Origin of the sequence: Exiguobacterium sp. s75 (genome assembly GCF_018617145.1) — a bacterium.
In the GTDB taxonomy this organism is placed as follows: Bacteria; Bacillota; Bacilli; order Exiguobacteriales; family Exiguobacteriaceae; genus Exiguobacterium; species Exiguobacterium profundum.
Genome location: NZ_JACSJQ010000001.1, coordinates 695,412 through 720,837, shown reverse-complemented (window position 1 = coordinate 720,837; position 25,426 = coordinate 695,412). Strand labels below are relative to the sequence as shown.

Below are 25,426 nucleotides of genomic sequence, written 5' to 3'. Positions count from 1 at the left end.
CCATTATTTTTTAACAGGAGGTTCATACAAATGAAAAAACGTTCCATCCGTCGAACGACTCTAGCGGCTCTCATGACATCTGCCATGACAGTCAGTATCGTTCCGGCAGCTGGTGCCGCTCCCCTCTCGGTTGCGCCATCGGTACCGACAACGAGCGAGCTCGCTCCGTTCGACCACAACATCATCGATGAAGAGCGTCTCGCGAAAGCTCTCGAGAAACGCGGCGTCATCAAAAAAGGTTTGTCTGCATCTGAACGCATGAAAGCAGTCGATGCATATATCTCGAAAAAGCAAGGTGAAGCGAAAGATCCACATAAGCACGACGACAAAGTGAACGAGAAGGCTTCAAAAGCAAAAGAGAAGATACATACTCAATTCGAAAAGGAATCAAAACGAATTCTTGATAAAGCGAAAAAAGGGCAAGGAAATTACCGTAAAGGGAAACCGAACGGTCAAGTGAAGGTTTCTCCTGCCCGGCAATCTGCATACAACGGTTCGGTACGTGAAGATAAAGTCCTCGTTCTCCTCGTCGAGTACAGCGATTTCAAACACAATAACATCATCCAAGAGCCGGGCTATATGTACAGCGATAACTTCAGTAAAGAACATTATGAAAAGTATATGTTCGGTGATCAACAATTTGAACTCTTTAACGGTGAAAAGGTTCAAACGTTCAAACAATACTATGAAGAACAATCAGGCGGAAGTTATACTGTCGATGGTGAGGTTTCGGAGTGGTTGACCGTTCCGGGAACCGCAAAAGACTACGGTGCGGACAAAGGCGATGGCGGACATGATAACGTCGGACCGGGACCACGTCAACTCGTCAAAGATGCGTTGAATGCTGCGGTCGCATCTGGAATCGATTTGAAAGAACATGACCAATACGATCTATACGATTTGGATGGAGACGGTGACTTCAATGAGCCGGACGGTCTCGTTGACCACTTGATGATCATCCACGCTGGGACTGGCCAAGAAGCGGGTGGCGGTGCGCTCGGTGACGATGCGGTATGGTCACATCGCTGGGTTCTTGATGGTGTTTACCCAGTAGCCAATACAGAAGCTGCAGTTCCTTACTGGGGCGGAAAAATGGCTGCGTACGATTACACGATTCAACCAGAAGATGGTGCGGTCGGCGTTTTCGCACACGAATTCGGACATGACCTCGGTCTTCCAGATGAGTACGATACGCAGTACACAGGTCAAGGCGAACCGATTCAATCATGGTCAATCATGAGTGGCGGTAGCTGGGCCGGTAAAGTCGCAGGTACGGAGCCAACAAGCTTCTCACCACAAAACAAAGAATACTTCCAAAAAATCATGGGTGGAAACTGGGCAAACATCACAGAAGTCGACCTTGAAGACCTCAACTCTCAAGGGTTCGTCGCACAACTCGACCAATCTGTGACGAAATCAAACAACCCAGGCATCGTCAAAGTCAACCTTCCTGATAAGAAGATTAAAGGAATCGAACCAGTTTATGGCGATCGCTACTATTACTCGACAAAAGGTGACGACATCCATACTGAGATGGCAACACCAGCTGTGAAACTTGGTGCGGACGGAGTCCTCGCATTCGATTCATTCTATGAAGTCGAATCGGACTATGATTACTTGTACATCAAAGCCCTCAGCGGTGGTCAAGAAGTCGTTCTCGATGTATTCGGTGACGACGTCAACGGCGCAAACGAAGCGGGCTACCCTGCTGAGACGACGAACGGTGCATGGGTCAACAAATCATACGACCTCTCACAATTCGCTGGTCAAGATGTTCAAATCGTCTTTGAATACGTGACAGACGGCGGCGTCGCTATGAAAGGCTTCGCAGTCGACAACTTGTCAATCAAATCAGAATCCGCAACACTCTTCGCAGATGATGCAGAAGGCGCTGAAGCCGTGACGCTCGATGGATTCGTCTCTTCAGACGGATACGATTCAAAACCACACTATTACTACCTCGAATGGCGTAACCACGCTGGGTCGGATATGGGTCTTCTCAACGGCCGCGGCGTGAAATACAACACTGGTCTTGTCGTGTGGTATGGTGATGACTCGTTCACAGATAACTGGGTCGGTGTTCACCCTGGTGAAGGATTCCTCGGTGTCGTCGATTCACATCCACAAGCGCTGATCGGTAACTTGAACGGTCAACAGACAGTCGCAGGTAGCACACGTTACCAAATTGCTGATGCGGCATTCAGTCTCGATAAGACGCTCGCTTGGTATATCGATTCACCGAGTCGTGGCGTGTACGATTACAAAGCACAGCCTGGCGTGAAGCAGTTCAATGATGCAAACTCTTACATCAACTCGCTCATTCCAGATGCAGGACGCAAACTTCCGCAATACGGTCTCGTCATTGACGTAGTCGGTGAAGCGAAAGACAACTCTGCAGGTGCCGTTTGGATCCGTACAAAATAAACATGTAGCATTCGACCTCCAGTCTTCCTCTATCGAAGATTGGAGGTCTTATTATTCTAAAAAAGCTTGAAAATGACGAATAATCTGTGTAACATAGTTGGTATAACGCCTCTGTAGGTTAGTGGCAGACCTCAGCAATGGTAATGCTGCAGCACGAGTTCGATTCTCGTCGGAGGCATCAACAATACCGCTCAACCAAGCGGTTCAGAGCACTTCCTGTTTATGACAGGAGGTGCTTTCTTTTTTGTCATTGCACAGAAATTGCACAGTTTCCATTTTTCTGTGTCGTGAGCACCACTTTGTCGAATCGGTTATCAATTTGTCGAACGATTGCACTTAGCAGGGAGTTTCCAGAAGCACTTTTGATATAGAAGAGGGTTTTATAATTTTACGGTGTTTACCTGAGTGGACCTCCCCCCTCTCCTTGACATCATTTCCGTTCCTCTATAAACTTGAAAAGTTGAAATCATTGAATAGTTAGAGGAAGGAGCATGATTCATGCTAAACGAATGGTTATGGATTCCTTCTGCCATCCTTACACTCGGACTACTCGTCCTCAGTTACAAGTTATTCGGACGAGTCGGCTTATATGCTTGGATTGCGATGGCTTCGGTCGTAGCAAACATCCAAGTCACGCAACAGATTGTAATTGGCGGATATATTTTCACGCTCGGTAACATCGTTTACGGTTCGCTCTACTTGGCAACCGATATTTTGAACGAAAAACATGGGCGAGTGGCTGCCCGTAAAGGCGTATGGCTCGGATTTTTCATCTTGATCGTCTCAACGGTACTCATGCAATATGCACTTTTATATGAGCCGTTTGAAGAGGCACTGTTCATGCATGAAAGCTTCGAGGCACTCTTCTCGATGCTGCCATTGATCACACTCGGTAGCCTTGCTGCCTATTTGGTCTCTCAATTGTTCGATGTCTTCGTCTATTCAAAGATCCGTGCAAAAACGGGCGAGAAGAAGCTTTGGCTTCGTACGACAGGTTCGACCGTCTTATCTCAACTGATTGATACATTCACGTTCTGCATCATCGCATTCTGGGGAATGGAATGGGACATTTGGTGGAACATCTTTATCACGACATACGTGGCAAAGTTTGTGATCGCTTGGATGGCGACACCGTTTATGTATTACGCAAAACGAACAAATCCACAAGACGAAACCGAACAGGATGCAGCATAAAGAAAAGCCGTAACTTCAACATGAAGTTACGGCTTTTCTTATGGTCGTTCAATCAGGATACGCACAGCATACGGACGGGCTTCTTCAATCGACGCCGACTCTCGACAGACGGTAATCGCTTTGAATGCATCAATCGCGACCGCCTCGATGGTATGATCGTTCGTTTCGACTTCAAGAATGGTATAAGCAGGTAAGCGCTCGAGTTTAACCCACTCCCCGTTACGTTTTTTTTCATAGATGACTGGTGTTTGAATCGAGTAACGTCGGAGTAAATCATGGACATTCATCTGATCTCCTCCCTATTCAAATCGTACATCCATTATAGAAAGCGCTTTCAAATTTGTAAAGCGAGTACACTATAATTTTATACAATCTTCCACTTCATTTTAAATTCAATTTTGCCGATAAAAGAAGTAAAGAAATGGGGTGAATTGATGCGTTATCGCCGCCAGGAGACGTTCCGCTATATCCTACCGAATCCCCGTACCATCCCTTATCGACTTGTATGGGAAGAAAAAGAACTCTATGATGGGGAAGGATTGCTCCTCAATGTGAGTTCTCATGGATTAAAATTGCGTTCGGACTACCTCTTCCCGCTCTCTGATGATTTACAGGTCCATTTTCTTTTCGACCTCGTTCCGACACTTCAACCGATCGAACTCATGGGACATGTCAGACACCGTGGCCAAACGGGCTCGCTGTATGATTATGGAATCATGCTTGATGTGAAAGCTGACGAAACTCAGCAACTCGTCACGATGATTAAAACGTATGCACGTGAAAATAAATGAGAACATGCGTCAGGCATCTTCTCATTTTTTCGTGTCTCCAAAAGAGGGTATACTACAACTATCAACCATTGACGAGGTGTTCGTATGACAAGAAAATTCTTATTGATTCCTTGGGGACTGGCAATTGCATTCGCCGTCATCGGTCCAAATGTCCCGTTCGACGGACGCTTTCTTCTCGATTTTGTGACTTATAATACCGAGGCGTACGAAGGCTATTCTCTATCGCTCTTTAGTATCTTAGGGGTGTTTCCCCTGGCGATGTTTCCACTTCTTTGGTCAGAAGTGAATCAGCTCAAACCGAATCCACTCATCGCCGCTGTCACCAGTTTTTTCGTTGGGGGATTTCTACTCGCTCCTTATTTGGCTTTTGCGAGACAGTCACCTTATCCGACCCCGGTCAAACCGCTGCCGACCCGTATCCTCGGCGTTGTGCTTTTACTGGTGACAATCGGGTTGTTCATCGCTGCAGCCAATACTGGAAATGTTGCAGAATACTGGTCCTATGTGGAGAACAATCAATTTGTTCGAACGATGACCGTCGATTTCTTTTTGTTGGCATTCATTCAAATTACGTTAATGAATCGGGACGCGAAACGCTATAAGATGAGCTTATGGCCGCTCCCTTACATCCCGTTGTTCGGTCTCATTTTTTGGCTCATGATTCGCCATCAAAAACCGTTCAACGAAGCACCTCCGAAGCGTGAACGTGCTGAAATGAAACATTGAGTACCCGTTTTCATCAGAAACGGCTATACTAGAAGTTAGTTTTTAATGAAGGAGACCATCACATGCGTTATTTCCAAGTCACTTCTTACGTGACTGTCAAGAATGAAGAGCTCGAATTCAATGAATATGTAAAAGTTCCAAACCAAAAAGTCGATCAATTTTTGAAAGACACATTGGAACTAGATTTATACGATGACCAAGTGACATTGCGCGAATGTGTTGTCGAAAAAGGGAAATGGGAATGCCCAGTCGGTGATTTTGTCATCACGGAACATATGAACGAGAAATCATTCAATCGGCTACAAAATAGCCGCTCTGTAAAGTCAACATCATAAACCAACTCAAAAAGATCCTCCTAGCTTATTTCAGCTAGGAGGATCTTTTACCTGTTACACGCTTTATTCGTTCGATTCTTCCTCTGGATCAGGGTCAGGATGCTGTGTCGGAGCCGGTTTTTTCGCCGGGTTCGATTCATCATCCGGTAGCGGATCCGGGTGAACCCCTGGTTGTGATTCGTCACGCTTCATCGTATCCCTCCTTCATGTTTACTCCACTTGTTTAACCTTTTTTCACATGAATGAAACGTATCAGTGTATATTCCGGTTGCCGATGACACGTCTGGAGATCGCCTTCTCAATTTCAACAATGATAAAGACGACGGCACCAAATGCCACTGGATAAATCCAATCTTCCCACGTTAATGGAGCGGTACCGAATAACGTGTGCATAAACGGTACGTACGTGATGAACAATTGTAGGGCAATGAGTAAGGCCGATACGAGAAACGCAATCTTATTGTCAAAGAAATGTCGGTTGAATGCAGGTGCCAACTCCGTACGGCAGTTGTACAAGTGGAAGAGCTGGGCCATGACGATGGCATTCAAGGTAATCGTTTGTAATTTCTCGGTCGAGTAGTCGAAATCTCCGAGCATATAGTTGATCCATAAACTACCGCCCCCGATAATAATTGAAACGAAGGTGACGCGGAAAATATAGTATCGGCTGAGTAGCGGCACATTGGCCGGACGTGGCGGTCGTTTCATCGTACTCTCTTCGAGTGGTTCGAAAGCGATTGCTAAAGAGAGAGTAATCGCGACAACCATGTTGACCCATAAAATCTGCACAGGACTGAGCGGTGCAGCCGCTCCGAGCAAGATGCTCATTGCCACAAGCAACGCTTGACCTCCGTTTGTCGGAAGCAAGAAGAGAATGGTTTTCTTCAGGTTATCGTACACCCGTCGTCCTTCTCGTACGGCGTTATAGATCGTTTTGAAGTTGTCATCGACAAGAACCATCTGAGATGCTTCTTTCGCTACTTCCGTCCCTTTAATCCCCATTGCCACACCAATGTCAGCACGTTTTAAGGCAGGTGCGTCGTTCACACCATCTCCTGTCATCGATGTAATCAGACCGTTCTCTTGCAATCCTTTGACGAGACGAAGCTTGTCGTTAGGGCTGGTCCGTGCGAATACATCGTTATGAACGGAAGCCTCTTTGATTTCTTCATCTGTCATATCTGTCAATTCACGACCTTCGAGGGCGCCTTCCACTTCCATGCCCAGTTCTTTTGCAATCGCGACAGCGGTATCTTTATGGTCTCCCGTGATCATTTTAATTCGAATCCCAGCATCACGACACGCGGCGACCGCATCGATGGCTTCTTGTCGAGGTGGATCGACGATTCCGAACAATCCGAGGAAAGTTAGACCATCTTCAACATCTTCATGGTCGATTGACGCTTTTGAACTGTCGACACGTTTCAAGCCTGCACCGAGAACGCGTTGACCGCGGTCTGCGATCTCTTTTCGTTTTTCATCCCAATAGTCTTGTTTAAAGTCTTCAGACAATGCCATATCAAAGAGTCGGTCCGGGGCACCTTTGACGAAAATCATTCGCTCTCCTTTGTAATCGACGAGCGTCGCCATGTATTTATATTCAGAATCGAACGGGATCTTCGAAATGACTTTTAAACGTTCGATCGGGCGCTCGGCCTTCTCAGCGACGGTCAACAGACAAGCCTCGGTTGGATCACCGTTAATGACCCAGTCCCCGTCTTCTTCATTCAACTGCGCATCGTTACATGTTTTCCCAACGGTTAACAGGTCGATCATCGACTCGTCATCGTCCAAGTCAAACGGTTGACCATTCAATTCGAGATCTCCATTCGGAGCATATCCGCTACCCGAGACTTCGATATCATGGTTCGCTGTCACGATTTGTTTGACGGTCATCTCATTCTTTGTCAATGTACCTGTTTTATCCGTACAAATGACAGATACAGCACCAAGCGTTTCGACAGATGGTAGACTTCGCACAATCGCTTTTTGTTCGGCCATATTTCGTACACCGAGCGCCAAAATGATGGAGATGACGGCAGGCAATCCTTCAGGAATTGCCGCAACGGCAAGACCGATTGTCGTCAGCATCAATTCGACCGGCTCATAATCCCGTAAAAAGTAGCCGAACGCATAAATCACGACGGAGATGATCAAGATGGCGATGGACACCGTTTGACCAAACTTGGTCGTCTGTCGAATCAGAGGGGTTTTGACGGTCTGCACTTCTGAGATTGAAGCGTTGATTTGGCCGAGCTCCGTCCCTTCACCGATGGCTGTCACGATAGCTTTTGCACTTCCCGTCGCGACACTCGTTCCTGAGTACACCATGTTTTTCCGGTCGGCCAACACCGATTCTTCTTTCACGACGTCTGATTTTTTCTCGACAGTCGTCGCCTCTCCCGTTAAGGCCGATTCCTCGACCTTAAACTTTTCGGCTTGCACGACACGGGCATCGGCCGGCACTTTATCACCGGCAGCAAGCACAAGCACATCCCCGACGACCAGGTCACTCGAGTCGATTTCGGATTGCTTGCCGTTTCGAACGACGGTCGCCTTTGTTTCTAACAATTTTTTGATTCCTTCTAGCGCCTCTTCGGCCTTGTTCTCTTGAAGATATCCGACGACGCCGATAATCGTGACGACTAAAACGATGACGATCGTATCGATGTACTCCCCTAAGAATCCTGTGACGACGGCAGCCGCTAACAAGACGTACACGAGAACATCATTGAATTGTCTTAGAAATTTTATAATTTCAGGGGTTTTCTCTTTCTCCGGCAATACGTTTTTGCCGAATTCGTCTTGACGACTTGTGACACTTTCTGTTGTAAGACCTGATTCAAGATCAGTCTCCACATGGGTTCGCACCTCATCTACTTCGAGCGCATGCCACGGTCTGTCTTCCTTCTGCATAATTCATCCTCCTCGACCAATACTTTTTGAAAAGTCTTTCCCCTATCTGTTCCCAATCTCATGCGGCTCGACACGTGCAAACTTGTAGAATTGATGTCATTTTTCAAAGAAAACGCTTTCTTGGTTTGGAATTTCTAATTGTAACCGGTATCATTGTTCAATTTTAATTTTTCTTTTGAATATGGCTTTACAGAAGTCTTTCTATGCATGAATATAGAATAAATTATGAATAAATAGAGATAGAAAGAAGGAAGAGTTTATGGTCATTATTCAAGGAATCGCACTTTTACTGCTCATCCTCGCCTTGTTCACATTATTTAGTTATAAGGCGCCTTTTGGAATGAAGGCGATGGGAGCATTGGCCGGTGCTGCAATCGCGAGTTTCCTCGTCGAAGCGTTCAACGCGTATGCAATCGGCGGATTGCTGCCACTTCCTCTTTATGAAGAAGTAGGTCAAGCGGCTGGCGCTTTGTCAGGTCCTGCCGCTGCGGCTCTTGTCGCCATCGCACTTGGAATCAACCCCGTCTATAGTTTGATGATCGGGTTGTCTGTATCGGGATTCGGAATCCTTCCTGGCTTTTTTGCAGGATATCTTTTGGCTTTGGCTGGCACTCGAATCAATCGCTATCTGCCGACCGGCGTCGATATGATTTTCTACGTCATCGTGATGGCACCGCTCGCCCGTCTCGTCGCGACAGGGGTAGACCCACTCGTGACAAACACACTTGAACAGATTGGAGCTGTCATCGAACTGGCAGCAACACAAAATCCGGTCGTCATGGGTCTCGTCTTAGGAGGGATCGTCACGGTCGTATCAACGTCGCCTCTCAGTTCGATGGCCTTGACGGCGATGCTCGGTTTGACCGGGGTCCCGATGGCGATTGCCGCGCTCGCGTTGACCGCGTCCATCTCAATGAATTACTTGTTGTTCCGTCAATTGAAAATCGGAACAAAGAAAGATCAACTCTCTGTCGCCATCGAACCGTTGACGCAAGCTGACCTCATTTCTGCTAACCCGATTCCGATTTACAGTGTCAACTTTGTCGGTGGAGCCATCGCCGGATTGATTGTCGCCATGACCGGTATGATCAACGATGCGCCAGGTTCGGCAGCCGGGATTCCGGGACTTCTAGTCATGTATGGTTTCAACGATTGGCAAACGGTCACCTTCACAGCCGTCGTGCTATTCATCCTTGGGATCGGTTTCGGCTTGATCGGAAGCCGTTTGTTCAAAAATTTCCCGATTGTCCGTCATACGGAAAAAGTCGAATCGACAGAAGAAGATGCGGCCTAATTAAAAAATCGATGCACGCTCGAACGAATTATTCGGTGGCATCGATTTTTTATTATGACTCGTATGATTGTTCTTACAATAGAGAAGTGTCGACACGTTCACAAAGAAATCATCGCACGTTCTTTCCAATTGTGAATTGATCACCGGTTTAGTAAATCAACGAAAAAGCGTGTCAATCTACCGTGATGACTGTTCCTGTCTCACTGGATTTACGAGCAAGTTCAATCAAGTAGGTTGTCAATGTTGCATCTTTTAATGAAACGACGGGTTGCCGTACCTCATAACTATAAGCTAACTGTTGATAATACGCCAAATAACTACCTTTCTCGATTTGAATGGACGAAACCTCTTCTTTGGATAATACGCCAGTCTCTATAAGGTCACTTTCTAACTTTCCTTGCTTCAGAGCATCTTCTTGAGGATCAAGTCCATATTTCAAGAAACTTCCTTGCGTACCATGCACTTCAAACCGAGGTGTTTCTCCGGCGATGAATGGGTTCGAACGAAGGTATACTCGCTTCTCACCGTAATAGAATGTCAGATGAAACCCATCATCGGATTGGCCACCATCTCGTTGAATCATCACATCTGCTTGAATACGATCTGGCTTTCCAAACAAGGCTAGAGTCTGGTCAATCAGATGACTTCCTAAGTCGAATAAAATACCGGAACCTGGTCCTCCATTTTCACGCCACCGGTCACGTACATTCGGACGGAAACGATCAAATCGAGATTCAACGACCTTCCAGTCTCCTAACTCGTTCGAGTTAAGAAACGATTTAACCGTCAAGAAGTCTCCATCATAACGACGATTCTGATAAACGTTGACGATGCCCTTCGATTTCGCTTCAAGTTCCATCAACTCATATCCTTCTTCCGTTGTCAGGAATGCGGGTTTTTCGACGAGCACATCTTTTCCTGCCTCAAGACATGCGACGATCATCTCTTTATGTAAATGCGATGGTGTCGTAATGACATAGAGAGAAGCATCCGATTGAATCGCCTCGTCTAATGTCGCATATACCGTGACACCAGGTAATTCAGCCTGCACTTCTTCCGGGCGCGATGACACGACACCACTCACTTCAAATGAGTCAATGACCTTTAAAAACGGTAGATGGAACGTGTTCGCCGAGAATCCGAATCCCACCAAAATGGTTTTAGTCATATAAAACCCCTCCTTTTCGCTGTTGATAGTATAACAAAAAAAGGGTCAAATGACCCTTATGCACTCATGCTCTCATCCAATCTGTATTCGAACGTATTGTACCCGTTTCGTGAATCGACAAAGACGAAACCGAAACGTGGATAATAATCATTTAAAAATTCATTGTCAGCGACACAATCAAGACGAATTGGTTCATCTTCATCGGCTTCCTCTAAGACATGCTCCATGAGCTGCTGTCCGACGCCTTGCCCTTTTAGCTTTTCGCTGACGACGATTCGATGGATATATTGCCCTCGCTCACTGTCGTCCCATAAGTTATCATCCCACTCATCTGGAGGTAACAATGCGATTGAAGCTAAAATTTGTTCGCCATCTTCAAAGACATATACACTGCCTTCTACAATGTCAGTGCGCACACGCTTTATGAGGTCCTGTTCCAAATATTCGGTCCATTGGTCGCTTCCTTGTTCATTTAGCGCTACGGCTCGTTGTTCGATTAGGTTCGCGATGTGTTGGGCATCGCGCTTCGTCGCGAGTCGAATCATAACGTCCTCCTTTAGTTATACAGTATTTGAAATACAAATATAACGGAGAACCGCATGCCTTTCAACCATCCTGCTCACTCGTGAAAATCAAACGGAGTGACGTCTCCATCGTTCAATTGATAACTATACGTCAACGTCGCATTGAGGCTATGCGATACAGAACAATAACGCTCAACGGACAATTCGATGGCACGCCGAACTCGTTCTTCCGATAACTCGCCTTTCAGGATATACAAGATGTGAATGGCTGTAAAGCGTTTCGGGTGATCGGTCGCCCGCACCCCATCGATTTTCATTTCGAATGCTTCAATTGGCTGGCGCATCTTATGCAGAATCGACACGATATCGATTCCTGTGCAGGATGCGGTCGCGTGAAGCAACATTTCTGTCGGACGAGGTCCTGTATCGAGCCCACCGACATCATCCGCCGCATCAAGGATCACCGTGTGTCCTGATGGCGTATGTGTTTCAAACGCCATCCCTTTCTTCCATACGACTTCCATGTTCATCATCTTCTCCCCCTATTTCATTTGATAGCATCCTATTCCCTCATTTGATGTATGATTAAGCTATGAATCGATTATAAAGGGGTGTATGTCGTTGGATTGGTCTATGATTTTCAGTTGGGGACTTTATATCGTCCTCGGGTTAAACATGTTGTTCGCACTCGCCGTCATCTTCGCCGAAAGACGTGACGTCGGCGCGACCTGGGCCTGGCTTCTTGTCCTGTTTTTCTTACCAGTGCTCGGCTTCATCGTCTATCTCTTCCTAGGGCGACAACTTAAGAAGGATAACTTCTATAATTTAAGTGTAGAAGAACGTTCCTTCCATTCGCTTCAAGTCGAAGCGCAACTTGAACAAATTCATACGCGCCAAACCCAGCTCGCGCAGCCGCTGTTTGAAAAGTATGACCAACTACTTCAAATGAACTTACGATCTTCTAAATCGTTGATCAGTGTACATAACCGTTCCCTCATCTTGCACGACGGCGAACAAAAGTTCAAAGCGTTGATGGATGACATTCGCTCGGCCGAAACGGAAATCAATATTCAATATTACATCATCCAGCGTGACGCTCTCGGTCAGGCACTGTTGAAAGAGTTGATCGAGCGTGCGAAAGCCGGTGTCAAAGTTCGACTCCTCTACGATGCGGTCGGCTCACGTAGTCTTCGGAACTCGGACTTTAAAGAGTTGATTGCGAACGATGGCGAGGTGCGTGTCTTCTTCCCACCGACACTCGGGATCATCAACTTCAAGTTGAACAACCGAAATCACCGAAAGATCGTCATCATCGATGGGAAAATCGGCTATGTCGGTGGATTCAATGTCGGTACCGAGTATTTAGGTTTAGTCGAAAAATTTGGCTATTGGCGTGACACGCACCTGCGTGTCGAAGGAGATGTCGTTTATAATTTACAACACCGATTCATATTGGACTGGAACTATTCTGGTCACCGTAAACATGATCCTGAAAATGCCTTCTGCTTTGCGCGACATGACATTAAAGAAAATTCTCCGATGCAAATCGTCACGAGTGGACCAAACTCGGATACGGAACATTTGAAGAATATGATGATCAAGATGATCATGTCCGCCAAACGACGGGTCGTCATTCAAACGCCATACTTCATTCCAGACACGAGTTTTATGGACGCTTGCAAAATGGCACTCCATTCTGGCGTTCAGATGGATATCATGATCCCTGGAAAACCGGACCATCCATTCGTCATGTGGGCGTCCCTCTCGTTCCTTGGGGAACTCCTCGACTACGGGGCAAACGTCTATCTGTATGATGAAGGGTTTCTCCACGCGAAGACGCTCGTCGTCGATGATGAGATCGCGACCGTCGGGACGACGAACTTGGACGCTCGAAGCTTCCGTCTCAATTTTGAAGTGAACGCACTTATCTATGATGAGCGGGTCGCCCTCGAACTCGTTTCTTTATTCGAGACCGATACGGCGGTCAGTCGCACGTATACGATGGAAGACTATGAAAAGCGGAAATGGACAGTACGTGCTCGGGAGGGTGTCTCACGACTCCTCAGTCCGATTTTATAACGAAAGAAGCAGAGCTCGGCGCTCTGCTTCTTTTTCATTTTACAGTTTGAACCGCGAGACGAGGTCTTGTAACTCCTCGGCCATGGTCGCGAGTGCTTTTGCTGACTGCGATACTTCTTCAATCGATTTCAATTGATCATCGGTCGTCGCCGCCACTTGCTTCGAGACACTCGAATTCTCATCGGCGATGTCGGCGATTTGTGATGCCGTCGCTGCCACTTCCTGAACGTTTGCTGCAATCTCCTCGACGGTTGCGGTCACGTCTTCAATCCGTGGTGTCATCGCGACTGTCCGCTCTTTGATTTTCTCGAAACGGTCTGCTGTCATTTCAGATGACGCCAATCCGGCCTTCGTATGAGTAGATACTTCCTGCATCAACTGTACAGACTGTTCCGTCTCATGCTTGATTCGATCAATCAACGCTGCAATTTGTTTCGTCGACTGTTGCGATTGTTCTGCGAGTTTACGCACCTCGCTCGCAACGACCGCGAACCCTTTGCCGTTCTCACCTGCACGTGCTGCTTCAATGGCAGCGTTCAATGCTAACAGGTTCGTCTGTTCAGCGATTCCATTGATGACCGTGACGATTTCTCCAATCTCGTTAGAGCGATGTGCCAATGAGTGAATGACGCCCTCGAATGTCACGACAGACGCATCGATTGCCTGCATCTGCTTCACATTCTCCTTCACGGTCGTCGAACCGTCTTCCGCTTCATTTGAGGTTTCGCGTGAAAGTTCAGAAACGTCCATGGAACTTTCTGAGATTCGCATGATTCCTGACGTAATCGCTTGGAGCGATGTCGCATTGTCGTCAAGTTGTCGCTTCGAGCCATCGGCACTGACTGCCATTTGATCAACTGCACGGGCAATCTGTTCTGATGAGGCGGTATTGTGTGCCGAGTTGGCCATCAATTCTTGAGACGAGGCGGCAACTTGACTGATTGAATCATCGAGACGGAGTAATACCATACGAAGTGAATCGCTCATTTCATTAAAACTCTCTGAGACAAGCCCGATTTCGTCGTTCGATAAGACGGTAATCGGCTCCGTTAAATCTCCTGATTTGATTCGTTCTGCTCCTTCTGTCAATAAACGCAACGGACGCAAGATTGAACGGAGAACGAAGTAGAGAAGAATGGCTGCAATCCCGAACATTCCGATGATGACGAATCCAGTCGTCCAAAGAATGCCGACCGTCTCGTCTTGAATCTCACCGTCATATAACGTACCGGCAATCTTCCATCCGGTGATTGGGTTCGTCACGAATGCTTTCTCCACGCCTTCCCCATTCTCCGATACAGACAGAGTCCCTTCTTCCTTGGAAAAGAGCGAATCTGTCCAAGATTCATCAATCTTTTCACCGACAGCCGTCGACGGATGAATGACGACTTGTTCTGCCTGGTCGAAGATGGCAACGTATCCTTCTTTCCCGATTTGAATGGTGGATGCCACTTCAGCGATATCGTTCACATCGACGTCAACGGCGACCACACCACGACCGTCTGAAGTCTTCTTCGAAACCGTGATCATCATTTTTTGAGAAGCGGCATCGACGTACGGATTCGTGATGGCAACCTCTTGTCCACTTGCTTCAGCCGCTTCATACCATGGACGAGTGCGTGGGTCATATCCTTCTGGCAATTCCTGTTCAGGATAGATCGTCATCGCACCTTCTACTGAAGCGAAGTAAATGTTCGTCACTTTTGGATGTGTCTCTAAATACTCAGTAAACTTCTCTGCTAACGCTTGATTCGCTTCTCCCTCTTCATAAATGGAACTATCAATCCGATTCGCAAAAAACGAGATGTCCGTTTGAATCGGTTCGATGAGGTTCGTGACCTCATTGTTCATCCGGTCTACCCCCGAATTGGCGGACTGGATCATTTGAGACTCGATTTTACCTTTCGCCTGCGAATAGGCGACGATTCCAATCAATGTGGCTGGAATAATCAATAATAGAACGGATAAGACAATCAATTTTTGCTTGATACTAATCGTGCGCTTCTGTTTCATAAAACATCTCCTAACCCGAATAAAATGTTCAAGCGAGTTCGATGAGTCGAATCCCCCTTAGGTTATTCATCATATCGGTCAAAAGTCATTAGATCTGAAGAATTGATTGAATTATTCGAAAATTATTTTTCGGAAACTGAAATGGAGTTTCACCGTTGTGTTCGATTGAACAAATCATACTATTCGTATTTAGTTAAAATTTGAGTCACCATATCGGAAGAGGGAGTCAAATGATGAATTCATTATTGGAAGAGATCAAATCCTATAAAGATCAGTTCAAACAAAATGCACCTGCCGAGAAGCAACGATTGATGGCTCAGGTGACTCAAGAATTGAAAGATTCAGGCATCGCATCAGGGTTAACAGTTGGAAATCAAGCGCCGTCGTTTGAATTGCCTCACGCGGACGGGACAACCGTCAATTTGAAAACGCTCCTTTAAAATGGACCAGTCATCGTCATATTTTACCGAGGTGGATGGTGCCCATACTGTAACCTCGAGCTCCGCGCTTACCAGCGCGAGTTGGCAACGATTCAAGAAAAAGGCGCGACTCTTGTCGCGATCAGTCCGGAAACGCCGGATTATTCCCTTTCGACGAAAGAAAAGAATGAACTTGATTTTTATGTATTGAGTGATGTTGATAATATTGTCGCACGTCAATTCGACCTCGTCTTTGACATGCCAGATTATTTGATTGATATTTATAAAGCATCTGGACTAAATGTCGATGCACATAACGGGAACGAAGATTGGCAGTTGCCGAAACTGGCCACGTTCATCATCCAATCTGATGGAACGATTTCGTTCAGTGATGTGCCTGCTGACTATACAGAACGTGTCGACCCGAAAATGGTTATTGAAAAATTGTAAATTAAAGGAGATGACGCGCATCATCTCCTTTTCTATTCACTTATTTCGTTTATTGTCTTACAAACTCCTCGTGCAATATCGCGTACACCATGCTATCGGTCCTTTCATTCTTATTCCAATAGTCTCTCAAGAAATGAGCTTCTTTTCTCATTCCAACCCGTTCGCATAATTTTTGGGAAGTTACATTTCTGGCGTCGAGATTAGCTTGTACCCTATGTAGATTGAGCTTTGTGAACAACTCCCCTAGCAATCCGCTCACTGCCTCCGTCGCATATCCTTTTCCTGAATGTGAATCAGAAAAACAATACCCAATCTCTACCGTGTCTTTCATACCCGCGTACCAAACTGTGAGATCCCCAATCACTTCATCTTGATGTACGACTGCTAAATTCAACGTACTAGTCTCGGTAAGAATAGAATTTGTTAGTTTTTTATCAAATTCTTTCTTCCTGTTTTCAGACGTCCATGGCTCATGCAAAAGATATCTGCATACTTCTGGTTTTGTATACATTTCGAATGTAGCATGCAAGTCTTTCTCCATAAATGGTCTGATTATTAAACGCTCAGTGGTAAATTTCACGTCGACTCCTCCCTTACATTTGATCGCGCAACTCTCCTCCGGTTCACGACCTATGAGGACATGATAAATTGCTCCACTCGCTTGAGAAGTGTTTCAAGTAACCGTAGTGACCGGTATGTCTCTCCTGTGTACTCGAGGCTATGATTCATCTCCTTGACAATCTCGAGTTCGGTCAAGGCCAGATGTTCAAGACGCTTCATTCTCTCATCTACATAATGTTGGTCCGCCGTTCCTATGAGAATCATCTGTTGTCCTTTATGAGACTGGATCGCTTCATATATGTCGTCTTGTTTCAACAAAGGTGTCAACCAAACGAGTTTGGCATCATGAAACACGTTTCGGGTGAGTTCACTTGCCATCGCAACCGTACCGAGCGATTTTCCGACGATGATGTATTGTTGAACGGAATCAGTATGTAGGATTTGATCGATGACGAGTCGAACATCATCAACAATTGCCTTATTTACATCGACTGAATCGTACCGCTCGTCGCGATAGTTATAGTTGACTTCGAGAACGTTCAACCCATTCTCTATGCACAATCCAGTCGTATAGCGAAACATTGGAGAATCATTTGTATATCCGTATCCGGGCAACAAAATCACGAGTGTGTCGGATGACGAATCAGGCTGCAGGTACGAATACGGGACGGGTATTCCGTTTTTCCCAATGACGTGACCATCTGTTACTTCATACATGCTGTCTCCTCAATTCTGCAAGAGCTGCGTTTCATGGTGATGAATCATCGTTCCAATGCTCTCTCCTTCGAGAATACGATGAATGGCGTTCCGCTCCTTGAAGTCGAACAAGTGAATCGGCAAACCGTGATCTCTCGCGAGAAGCAATGCCGATTGATCCATCACTTTCAAATCATTCGAAATGACATCGTTATAGTGAAGGGTTTCAAATTGACGAGCGTCCGAATCCAAACGAGGATCGCGGTCATATACGCCGGAGACACCGTTCTTTGCCACGAACAAGGCATCACATCCCACTTCGATGGCACGCTGAACAGCAGGATAGTCTGAAGAAACGAACGGTTGACCGTTACCGCCTGCAAAAATGACGATATATCCTTTTTTCAAATGATTGATGGCTCGAAGTTGAATGTACGGTTCGGCTACGCTCGGCATTGGAATCGATGTCATGACGCGCACTTCTCGAGTCGTATCTCGTTTCAAGATTCCACGTAGCATCAATGAGTTCATGACTGTCCCGAGCGTTCCGATACTGTCAGCCTCCACTCGATTGATCCCCCACGCTTCTGCTTGATTCCCGCGAAAGAGATTTCCCCCGCCGACCATGACACACACTTCAACCCCGCTATTTGCGAGTGATAATATTTCTTCTGCAATCAGGCTGAGGCTCATTTCGTCAAAGTTATCCGTTCCATCACTAGCTAGAGCGGCTCCACTTAACTTGATACAAATTTTTCGGTGCTTCAATGTCTCCCAACCCTTCATTTGGAATATTTTGTTCAATTCAGTATAGAAGAGTTTATATAATGGAACAACACTATTTTTAATTGATTCATAAGGACATTTCTTTATATTTCTTGTAAAACTCATCGAACATATAAAGTCCACCGATTTCTTCATCGATAAACGTATATAAAGAAATTTCAAATTCTAGAGGCGATGCTTCATTGAAACACTCTTTTACTCTAAGTAAGCCTTCTTTTATATACAGCTTTCCCTTTTCGATATTCTCGTTTGAGATATAGTACCGTCCAAGATTAAGATGGTAACGAGGAAATTCTGGGTACTCTGCAATTGCCTTTAACAGATACGGTTCATACTGATCTGGACGTTCGAATTGATGTAGATGAGCCATTGAATAGTAGAGGATCCCTTTTAATTTAGCATCCATTTCACTCAACAAAAAAAGACCGTAGAACATTCTACAGTCTCTAAGCTCAGGCTCCCATGATGGAGTCGTGACGGGTCGTTTCCCATCCATACGCCACTTCGCGGAGCATCAATTCACCAAACTCTCGATCTTTCTGGTCGATGACCTGCCCTTGTTTTCGTTCATAAAACGTGCGGAACGGATTCATCTCAAGCGCCCAGATCAAGAGTCCTGCCTCACACATCGATTGCACAGCGTGTTCAAGGAGAGCGGACCCGATTCCGTTCCCTTGATGGTTCTCTAAAATATAAATAGCATACACTTCATTCGTGTGGTCTGGATACTCTCCTGTCCGCTCTTCTCCGTAAAGAACGAAGCCCACGATTTCGTCCTCGACAATCGCCACAAAGCCGGCTACTTCTTGCCGACGAAGGGCGGTCCGCAAGCGTTCTGCCCATTCGATGGAGCCGGATGATACTTTTAGCAAATACTCAGTCGGTACGATCCCCCGATAGGTCGTACGCCACCCGTTCACACGCACTCTCGCAATCCCATACACATCATCTGGTTTGGCGACCCGAATGTCCAATGCGACCCCCTCCTCACCCGAAGCTTTACAAATAGTTTACCACAAATCCCCAACTTGCAATCCGAGATTATGTGAATTTTGCACGGACATCGACAACAATAAAGACGTCACCTCTGGATAAAGGCGACGTCTCTTCTTACGTTATGCAACTTCTTTAGATTGGACTGGTGTCGATGTTGTTAACGGTTTTTTCAAGAACGAGAGGAGCAATGCTCCGACCACCGCACCTGCCAAGATGGCGAGTGCATAGAGACCCATACTCACAGCGACGTTTCCAGCTCCTTCAAGAAGTGGGAAGACGAAGATCCCACCGTGTGGCGCTGGTAATTGAATCGTGAAGAATGCGGATAATCCGCCTGCAATGGCAGATCCGAGAATCGCTGATGGAAGAACGCGAATCGGGTCCGCAGCCGCGAATGGGATTGCCGCTTCCGTGATGAACGAGGCTCCCATGATATAAGCAGTTTTTCCTGCTTCGCGCTCTTGTTTCGAGAACTTTTGACGAGCGAAGACTGTTGATGCGAGTGCGACGAGGAGTGGTGGTACCATCCCTCCAGCCATGACGGCTGCCATGACTTCTTGGTTACCCGCTGTAAGTGCTGCCGTACCGAAGACGTACGCTGTCTTGTTGATCGGACCACCCATATCGACTGCCATCATCCCACCGACGATGACACCAAGAAGGATGGCGTTCGCGCCGCTCATACTGTTCAACGTATCCATCAACCATGTCATGAGTGCTGCAATCGGTTCGTTGACGACGAGTAACATGATCATCCCGGAGATGAACGAGCCGAGTAGCGGATACAAGAGGACTGGCTTGATCCCTTCAAGTGAAGCAGGCAATTTTGCGAGTGCTTTTTTCAAGAAGAGGACGACATAACCGGCCAAGAAACCGGCGATGAGACCACCGAGGAATCCGGCGTTCCCTTGACTTGCAAGTACCCCTGCCACGAGACCTGGTGCGAGACCTGGGCGATCGGCAATCGACATCGCGATGAAACCGGCGAGAATCGGAACGAGGAAGCCGAATGCAGCTCCACCGATCGTCATCAACTGTGCTGCAAATTCATTGTAAGACGGGTCATCCGGGTTAGCAGAGTTGATGCCCCAGAAGAAGCTGATGGCAATCAAGAGACCACCTGCGACAACGAGTGGAAGCATCGCAGATACCCCGCTCATCAAGTGTTTGTACACGCCTGTACGTTGCTCTTTCGAAGCGCTACCTGATGTTTTCGAAGCCTCATATACCGGCGCATCTTGTTTCACCGCACGATTGATGAGTTCTTCAGGTTTCCGAATCCCTTGTGCGACCGGAACTTCGATGACTCGTTTACCAGCGAAACGATCCATTTCAACAGCCTTGTCCGCTGCGACGATGATCGCTGTCGCCCGGTCGATATCCGCACGTGTCAATTCATTTTTTACACCAGTCGATCCGTTCGTTTCGACTTTAATATCGACTCCCATCGCTTCCGCTTTTTGCTTCAAGCTATCTGCTGCCATATACGTATGAGCGATTCCTGTCGGGCAAGCCGTGACCGCTAAAATGAACGGTGCATCTTCATTCGTCAGTTTGACGACTTCCGGCTTCGCTTCTGCCGCTTCTTTTTCTTCGATGGCACGAATGACATCGCTTTCAGAAGTGGCTGCATAGAGACGCTCTTGGAATGCAGGGTCCATCAAGTAAACTGAAAGTTTAGAGAGTGTTTCAAGGTGTTCATTATTCGCGTTTTCTCCTGCCGCAATCATGAAGAAGAGGCGGCTCGGTTGTCCGTCTAACGCTTCGTAGTCGACTCCTTCCGACCGACCGAACGCGATTGCTGGCATTTTGACAGCACTCGTTTTCGCGTGAGGAATGGCAATCCCTTCTCCGAGGCCGGTCGTGCTCTCGCTTTCACGTTTTAGGATTGCATCGCGATAACCGTTGCGGTCGGATAGTTTACCAGCGCGATCGAGGACATCGACAAGTTCTTCGATGATCTCACGCTTAGAACTCGCGCGTAGATTCAATTGAATCGTGTCGCGTTGGAGCAAGTCCGTGATTTTCATGTTGTCTCCTCCATTCGTTTCAGTGGTGTGAGTTGTACTTGATCGATCAAGCGATCGATCTCTTGTTTTGAACATAGGCCGAATGTATAAGCAGATGCGCTTCCAGTCGTGACCGCGTATCGAAATGCTTCTTGTTCACCTTTTTCTTTCACATTCGCGACAAATCCGGCGACGAGTGAATCTCCTGCACCAACCGAGTTCACCAGTTTCCCGACCGGTGTGTTCGCTGTGACGGCTCCGTCCTTGTTAACAAGTAGTGCCCCGTCTCCCGCAAAGGAGATGATGACGTTTTTCGCCCCGCGTTTGACGAGCTGTTCGGCATATGGAAGAGCTTCTTCAAACGTTTCGATCTCGGTATCAAACAATTCACCTAATTCATGGTGGTTCGGTTTGATCATGAGTGGTTCGAGGGCGAGCACCTCGATCATGGCATCTTTCGTTGTATCGACGACAAAGTCTGCACCTTTTTCGCGAATCGATTCAGCAATGGTCCGATATAGCGAGTCTGGTAGGTTGCTCGGGATACTACCCGCGAGGACGACGACATCGCCTTCTTGAACTTGATCGAACTTGGCCGTCAACAGTTCGAGCTCGCGCTCTGTGATATTCGGTCCGCTCGCATTCAGTTCTGTTTCCTCTTTCGCCCGAATCTTGACATTGATCCGGGTGTTCCCATTCACCTCTACGAAATCGGTGTGTACACCGTGGTCGACGAGTGACTTTTTAATGAAGTCACCGGTCGTCCCACCGATGAAACCAAGCGCCTTCGTCTCTTGTGCATATTCCCGAAGAACGATGGAGACGTTAATTCCTTTACCGCCTGCGCGCTCCGTCGTCTCTTCGATTCGGTTCACTTCTCCTAGATGTACTTCAGGTAATGTTACGTAGTAATCAATAGAAGGGTTGAGTGTTAACGTGTAAATCATTTCGCATTCACCACCTTTGTGATTGTTTGGATGGAACTCATTGACTCACTGCTTGATGTGATCAACTGAGCGGCATCTAACGTCGCGACTCGGCTGAACGTTCGTTTCCCGATCTTCGATGCGTCCGCGAGTACGAACGAGGTTTGTGCCAATTCGATTGCCGTTTTTTTGACAAGCGCTTCTTCTGGGTCCGGGGTCGTGTAACCCGCTTCAAGGTCGATTCCATTCATTCCGAGAAAGGCGAGGTCGACACGATAATTCATCATGCTCTCGCGTGCGTTATACCCAACCAATGCCTGGGTGGAACGCTTTAATTCTCCGCCAATCACAAACGTCTTAATATCAAGATCAAATAATTCATTCGCAATCGGTAGACTGTTTGTGACGACGACAATTTTTTTTCCTTCTAAAAACGGAACCATCGCCTGAGTGGTTGTACCGGCATCTAAATAAATCGACATCCCGTCTTCGATGAACGTTGCGGCCTTCCGTGCAATCGCAACTTTTTCATCTACGAACCGGTCTCGCTTTTCTTCAAATGTCGGTTCCTCATCTGGAGTCGCAATGAGCGTTGCGCCTCCGTGAACCCTTGCCAGATACCCTTCCGCTTCAAGGTCCGTCAAATCTCGACGAATCGTCGACTCGGATGAATCCGTTAAATCAACCAATTCTTTTAATTTGACGACCTTCTGTTCAGATAAGCGTTGCAAAATCAACTGATGTCGTTGTTTCGTTAACATCTTGTTCCCTCCATACGTCTAATATAAAGCGTTTTCATTATAAAAACAACTAAAATCATTCAAAAACATTCATTTCCATTCAACTTGTCACAATTATAACATAAAAAACGGTCAATAGATGACCGTTTTTTGAGTTTATGAGTGTTTTTTTAACCATTCATCCAATTCTTGAACGAGTTTTAGATGAATCGGCGCATCGATCGCTTCTCGATACTCTTTATGCAACGTGAGAAGCGAATGGGGTGACTCCCGTTTCACGAGCAGATGATTCATATCATCGATGATCGATGAGGTGACCTCCCCTTTTGTTTGAATCATATGGACGTGTTCGGGTGGGACTTGCACATCACGCCCCCCCGTAATCGCAAGAACCGGGACGGTCACATGCTCCAATCGCTCTCGGACGTCATAGGATGCATGTTCTCGAATCCATTTCGCATTTACGACTTGACCTCGATATTTGAAAGACGAGACGTTCGTCCGTAAAGAACGCTCTAACAAATCGTCCTGTCGCTGCCTAACTTTTTTGGCAACGCCCGTCAACCGATAGAAGAGACCTTTTATTCCCTTCACATGTTCGATATCTTTAGCGAGTGCATCTGCTTGGTATAAGAACATCTGCTTGGACGCTTCATGGAAACCGGAAAGTAAGATCAGTCCATCCGCCTTCGTCTCAAGTTGAACGGCAGGAGCAAGGACGGCCCCTTCACTATGACCAAGTAGATATAAGCGATTCACATCGGCCAATTGTCGAATGGTGCGTACGACAAGAATCGCATCGTTAATCAAGTCATGTAATCCGACTTTGTTGAAGTCTCCATCTGACTTCCCGATTCCTTGTTTGTCATATCGGAACACGTTATATCCATGGTCATACAACGCTTCTGCCAGCTTGGCATACGTGTTAAATCCGACACCACCCATATTGCCGTCACGGTCACTCGGCCCACTTCCGCTCAACATGACAATCGTCGTCCGAGGCTCCTCATGGGAAAGAAAAGTTCCTGCAATCGTTCCATATGTTGTCGTAATTGTCATCTCTTGTTTCATCGTATCGCCTCCATTACAATCATACCCGAAACCGACATCTAAAAAAATATGTCGCCGTCTTCTCAGACAGCGACAATGATTAGGTCAGTCAGTTAGCCAATTGTGCATCCAATCGACCGCACCCGTTACTCCATCTTCCGACAGCCGTTCGAACGTATCTTTCTCCGTGAACACATGCCAACTTCCTTCTAATGAATCACTCAACATCAAATAAGGGATTCCTGCTTCATCGTAAGCGTCACCCGGTGAACTTGCTAACGAACGTACTTCTAGTTCAGCGAATGGCGCCCGTTCTAGTACTGGATAGGATTTCATCCCTTTCGTCCGAACGTATAGTGGACCATCACCAGTCCCAAGAATATCGAGCATGACGACCGCTTCCACTTTTTCTTTTTGCTCCCCTAGCCGTTCAAGGAAATCGTCACTCGCTTCTCTAGAGTCGCCGTTTCCATTCAAAAAGACATATCGAATCGTATAGTCTGGCATTTCCTCGTTCATCACCTGCATCAGATGATATAAGACCGTAGACGGACCGACGGCAGACAAATAATGGGCTCCGTGCCAGGAAGAATCGAGTCGTGACATGAGAATGATCTCCCGTTCCGATTTTCCTTGTTGGACAAACTCGACATATGGGATCTCTTCACGATAAGGTTTGACTCGAATCATTTCCCCGTCCTTCAGTTGTTCAGCCGTATCCAAGTCTACCCCTGTACCATCTAACTTCATATAGGATGACGTGAAAACGAAACCCGTCTCATATGGGTCGTCTTCATAAGGGGTGATCAGGTATCCTGCAGCTCCTGCAGATGCGAGCTCTGACAAGTACGCGTTCGCTTCCTGGTCATTCAAAACCTCACCTGCGTAATCGACGGTATACGCATCCTCGATGTTGTCATATGAAAACTTTGTTGTCGGTAAGACGACCACTTTTTCTTTCACATCCGGAATGTCTTGTCCCCACGTCATATGTAGAATCGTACCTTTGAACGGTTGATCAAACGTCATCGATGAAAACCCCTCATACGTTTCGTCCCCCACTTCAATCTCAGTCCAGCCGGTTATCCGTTCTGTGTAAAGGAGGTTTCGATCCATGTCGATAGGTAACTCGGTTCCGAATGATTCAAAAAAGTCGGCACTCTCCCAACTATCCGCATTTCGATCAACTGATGAAATATATTCCGCGGTCTCGAGCGGCGTCGAATAAATTGGATTGAAGAAAAGAACAACTGTCGCGATTGAACGCAACAAACTAAACACGATGATCATGACACGATCTCCATTCATCAATAAATTGCTATGTATACC

26 protein-coding genes and 1 tRNA gene are annotated in these 25,426 nt (G+C 46.7%); 10 read left to right on the top strand and 17 right to left on the bottom strand.

Features of this window, described 5'->3' with window-relative positions; genetic code table 11:
- Positions 1–30 precede the first annotated feature (30 nt).
- The 3 genes from KNO68_RS03680 (at position 31) to KNO68_RS03670 (ending at position 3,618) form a co-directional block, all read left to right on the top strand.
- Positions 31–2,424 carry an immune inhibitor A domain-containing protein gene (locus KNO68_RS03680; protein ID WP_214688787.1) on the top strand — a complete coding sequence of 798 codons (2,394 nt, stop codon included), beginning with the start codon at positions 31–33 and terminating at the stop codon, positions 2,422–2,424.
- A gap of 107 nt (positions 2,425–2,531) precedes the next feature.
- Positions 2,532–2,602 (top strand) — tRNA-Thr (locus tag KNO68_RS03675).
- Positions 2,603–2,922: 320 nt separating this feature from the next.
- On the top strand, positions 2,923–3,618 hold the full coding sequence (locus tag KNO68_RS03670) for a queuosine precursor transporter (RefSeq protein WP_214688788.1): 696 nt from the start codon (positions 2,923–2,925) through the stop codon (positions 3,616–3,618).
- A gap of 38 nt (positions 3,619–3,656) precedes the next feature.
- Here KNO68_RS03670 and KNO68_RS03665 read toward each other — a convergent pair whose 3' ends face one another.
- On the bottom strand, positions 3,657–3,905 hold the full coding sequence (locus tag KNO68_RS03665) for a hypothetical protein (RefSeq protein ID WP_078146856.1): 249 nt from the start codon (positions 3,903–3,905) through the stop codon (positions 3,657–3,659).
- Between the two features lie 147 nt (positions 3,906–4,052).
- On the opposite strand from KNO68_RS03665, the gene KNO68_RS03660 reads away from it, so the two are divergent.
- The 3 genes from KNO68_RS03660 to KNO68_RS03650 all read left to right on the top strand — a co-directional run bounded on the left by KNO68_RS03660 (position 4,053) and on the right by KNO68_RS03650 (position 5,470).
- Entirely contained in the window at positions 4,053–4,409 is a 357-nt protein-coding gene (locus tag KNO68_RS03660) for a PilZ domain-containing protein (RefSeq protein WP_012726233.1), read from the top strand.
- 84 nt (positions 4,410–4,493) lie between these two features.
- Positions 4,494–5,135, top strand: coding sequence for a hypothetical protein (locus KNO68_RS03655; protein WP_078146855.1), 642 nt, complete (start codon positions 4,494–4,496; stop codon positions 5,133–5,135).
- A 62-nt stretch (positions 5,136–5,197) separates the two neighbouring features.
- Entirely contained in the window at positions 5,198–5,470 is a 273-nt protein-coding gene (locus tag KNO68_RS03650) for a hypothetical protein (protein ID WP_078146854.1), read from the top strand.
- A gap of 63 nt (positions 5,471–5,533) precedes the next feature.
- On the opposite strand, the gene KNO68_RS15000 is transcribed toward KNO68_RS03650, so the two are convergent.
- Both KNO68_RS15000 and KNO68_RS03645 read right to left on the bottom strand, forming a co-directional pair.
- Positions 5,534–5,662 (bottom strand): hypothetical protein, encoded by a 129-nt coding sequence (locus tag KNO68_RS15000; RefSeq protein WP_256363520.1) that lies wholly within the window; start codon positions 5,660–5,662, stop codon positions 5,534–5,536.
- Positions 5,663–5,722: 60 nt separating this feature from the next.
- Positions 5,723–8,386, bottom strand: coding sequence for a cation-transporting P-type ATPase (locus KNO68_RS03645; RefSeq protein ID WP_078146853.1), 2,664 nt, complete (start codon positions 8,384–8,386; stop codon positions 5,723–5,725).
- Between the two features lie 259 nt (positions 8,387–8,645).
- Here KNO68_RS03645 and KNO68_RS03640 point away from each other — a divergent pair, with 259 nt between their 5' ends.
- Positions 8,646–9,680, top strand: a complete 1,035-nt coding sequence (locus KNO68_RS03640) for a PTS sugar transporter subunit IIC (RefSeq protein WP_159562249.1) — start codon at positions 8,646–8,648, stop codon at positions 9,678–9,680.
- Positions 9,681–9,852: 172 nt separating this feature from the next.
- On the opposite strand, the gene KNO68_RS03635 is transcribed toward KNO68_RS03640, so the two are convergent.
- The 3 genes from KNO68_RS03635 to KNO68_RS03625 form a co-directional block, all read right to left on the bottom strand.
- Entirely contained in the window at positions 9,853–10,848 is a 996-nt protein-coding gene (locus KNO68_RS03635) for a Gfo/Idh/MocA family oxidoreductase (protein ID WP_214731401.1), read from the bottom strand.
- A 56-nt stretch (positions 10,849–10,904) separates the two neighbouring features.
- Entirely contained in the window at positions 10,905–11,393 is a 489-nt protein-coding gene (locus tag KNO68_RS03630) for a GNAT family N-acetyltransferase (RefSeq protein WP_215112052.1), read from the bottom strand.
- Between the two features lie 74 nt (positions 11,394–11,467).
- Entirely contained in the window at positions 11,468–11,902 is a 435-nt protein-coding gene (locus KNO68_RS03625) for an OsmC family protein (protein WP_074037078.1), read from the bottom strand.
- Between the two features lie 103 nt (positions 11,903–12,005).
- Here KNO68_RS03625 and cls point away from each other — a divergent pair, with 103 nt between their 5' ends.
- Positions 12,006–13,451, top strand: coding sequence for a cardiolipin synthase (gene cls, locus KNO68_RS03620; protein ID WP_214731551.1), 1,446 nt, complete (start codon positions 12,006–12,008; stop codon positions 13,449–13,451).
- A 39-nt stretch (positions 13,452–13,490) separates the two neighbouring features.
- Here cls and KNO68_RS03615 read toward each other — a convergent pair whose 3' ends face one another.
- A complete protein-coding gene (locus KNO68_RS03615; protein ID WP_214812495.1) occupies positions 13,491–15,464 on the bottom strand; it encodes a methyl-accepting chemotaxis protein in 1,974 nt (657 codons plus the stop codon).
- Positions 15,465–15,697: 233 nt separating this feature from the next.
- Here KNO68_RS03615 and KNO68_RS15080 point away from each other — a divergent pair, with 233 nt between their 5' ends.
- Both KNO68_RS15080 and KNO68_RS03610 read left to right on the top strand, forming a co-directional pair.
- Positions 15,698–15,904, top strand: a complete 207-nt coding sequence (locus tag KNO68_RS15080; RefSeq protein ID WP_312049508.1) for a hypothetical protein — start codon at positions 15,698–15,700, stop codon at positions 15,902–15,904.
- 12 nt (positions 15,905–15,916) lie between these two features.
- Positions 15,917–16,333, top strand: coding sequence for a peroxiredoxin-like family protein (locus KNO68_RS03610; RefSeq protein WP_353047964.1), 417 nt, complete (start codon positions 15,917–15,919; stop codon positions 16,331–16,333).
- A gap of 49 nt (positions 16,334–16,382) precedes the next feature.
- On the opposite strand, the gene KNO68_RS03605 is transcribed toward KNO68_RS03610, so the two are convergent.
- The 10 genes from KNO68_RS03605 to KNO68_RS03560 form a co-directional block, all read right to left on the bottom strand.
- On the bottom strand, positions 16,383–16,913 hold the full coding sequence (locus tag KNO68_RS03605; RefSeq protein WP_214731397.1) for a GNAT family N-acetyltransferase: 531 nt from the start codon (positions 16,911–16,913) through the stop codon (positions 16,383–16,385).
- Positions 16,914–16,963: 50 nt separating this feature from the next.
- Entirely contained in the window at positions 16,964–17,611 is a 648-nt protein-coding gene (locus KNO68_RS03600) for an alpha/beta family hydrolase (RefSeq protein ID WP_078146845.1), read from the bottom strand.
- Positions 17,612–17,620: 9 nt separating this feature from the next.
- Positions 17,621–18,376 (bottom strand): UMP kinase, encoded by a 756-nt coding sequence (gene pyrH, locus KNO68_RS03595; RefSeq protein ID WP_215112051.1) that lies wholly within the window; start codon positions 18,374–18,376, stop codon positions 17,621–17,623.
- Positions 18,377–18,443: 67 nt separating this feature from the next.
- Positions 18,444–18,812, bottom strand: a complete 369-nt coding sequence (locus tag KNO68_RS03590) for a hypothetical protein (RefSeq protein WP_214813242.1) — start codon at positions 18,810–18,812, stop codon at positions 18,444–18,446.
- Positions 18,813–18,828: 16 nt separating this feature from the next.
- Positions 18,829–19,350 carry a GNAT family N-acetyltransferase gene (locus tag KNO68_RS03585; protein WP_012726215.1) on the bottom strand — a complete coding sequence of 174 codons (522 nt, stop codon included), beginning with the start codon at positions 19,348–19,350 and terminating at the stop codon, positions 18,829–18,831.
- Between the two features lie 141 nt (positions 19,351–19,491).
- Positions 19,492–21,402, bottom strand: a complete 1,911-nt coding sequence (locus KNO68_RS03580; RefSeq protein ID WP_215112049.1) for a PTS fructose transporter subunit IIABC — start codon at positions 21,400–21,402, stop codon at positions 19,492–19,494.
- Positions 21,399–22,328: a 1-phosphofructokinase gene (gene pfkB / locus KNO68_RS03575; RefSeq protein ID WP_215112048.1), complete on the bottom strand. Its 930-nt coding sequence runs from the start codon at positions 22,326–22,328 to the stop codon at positions 21,399–21,401. Before pfkB ends, KNO68_RS03580 begins: the two co-directional genes overlap by 4 nt.
- A complete protein-coding gene (locus KNO68_RS03570) occupies positions 22,325–23,068 on the bottom strand; it encodes a DeoR/GlpR family DNA-binding transcription regulator (protein WP_078146840.1) in 744 nt (247 codons plus the stop codon). Before KNO68_RS03570 ends, pfkB begins: the two co-directional genes overlap by 4 nt.
- 135 nt (positions 23,069–23,203) lie before the next feature.
- Positions 23,204–24,118, bottom strand: coding sequence for an alpha/beta hydrolase (locus KNO68_RS03565; protein WP_215112047.1), 915 nt, complete (start codon positions 24,116–24,118; stop codon positions 23,204–23,206).
- An 84-nt stretch (positions 24,119–24,202) separates the two neighbouring features.
- Complete coding sequence (locus tag KNO68_RS03560; protein ID WP_078146838.1) at positions 24,203–25,387, bottom strand: zinc-binding metallopeptidase family protein; 1,185 nt, start codon at positions 25,385–25,387, stop codon at positions 24,203–24,205.
- Positions 25,388–25,426: the final 39 nt, after the last annotated feature.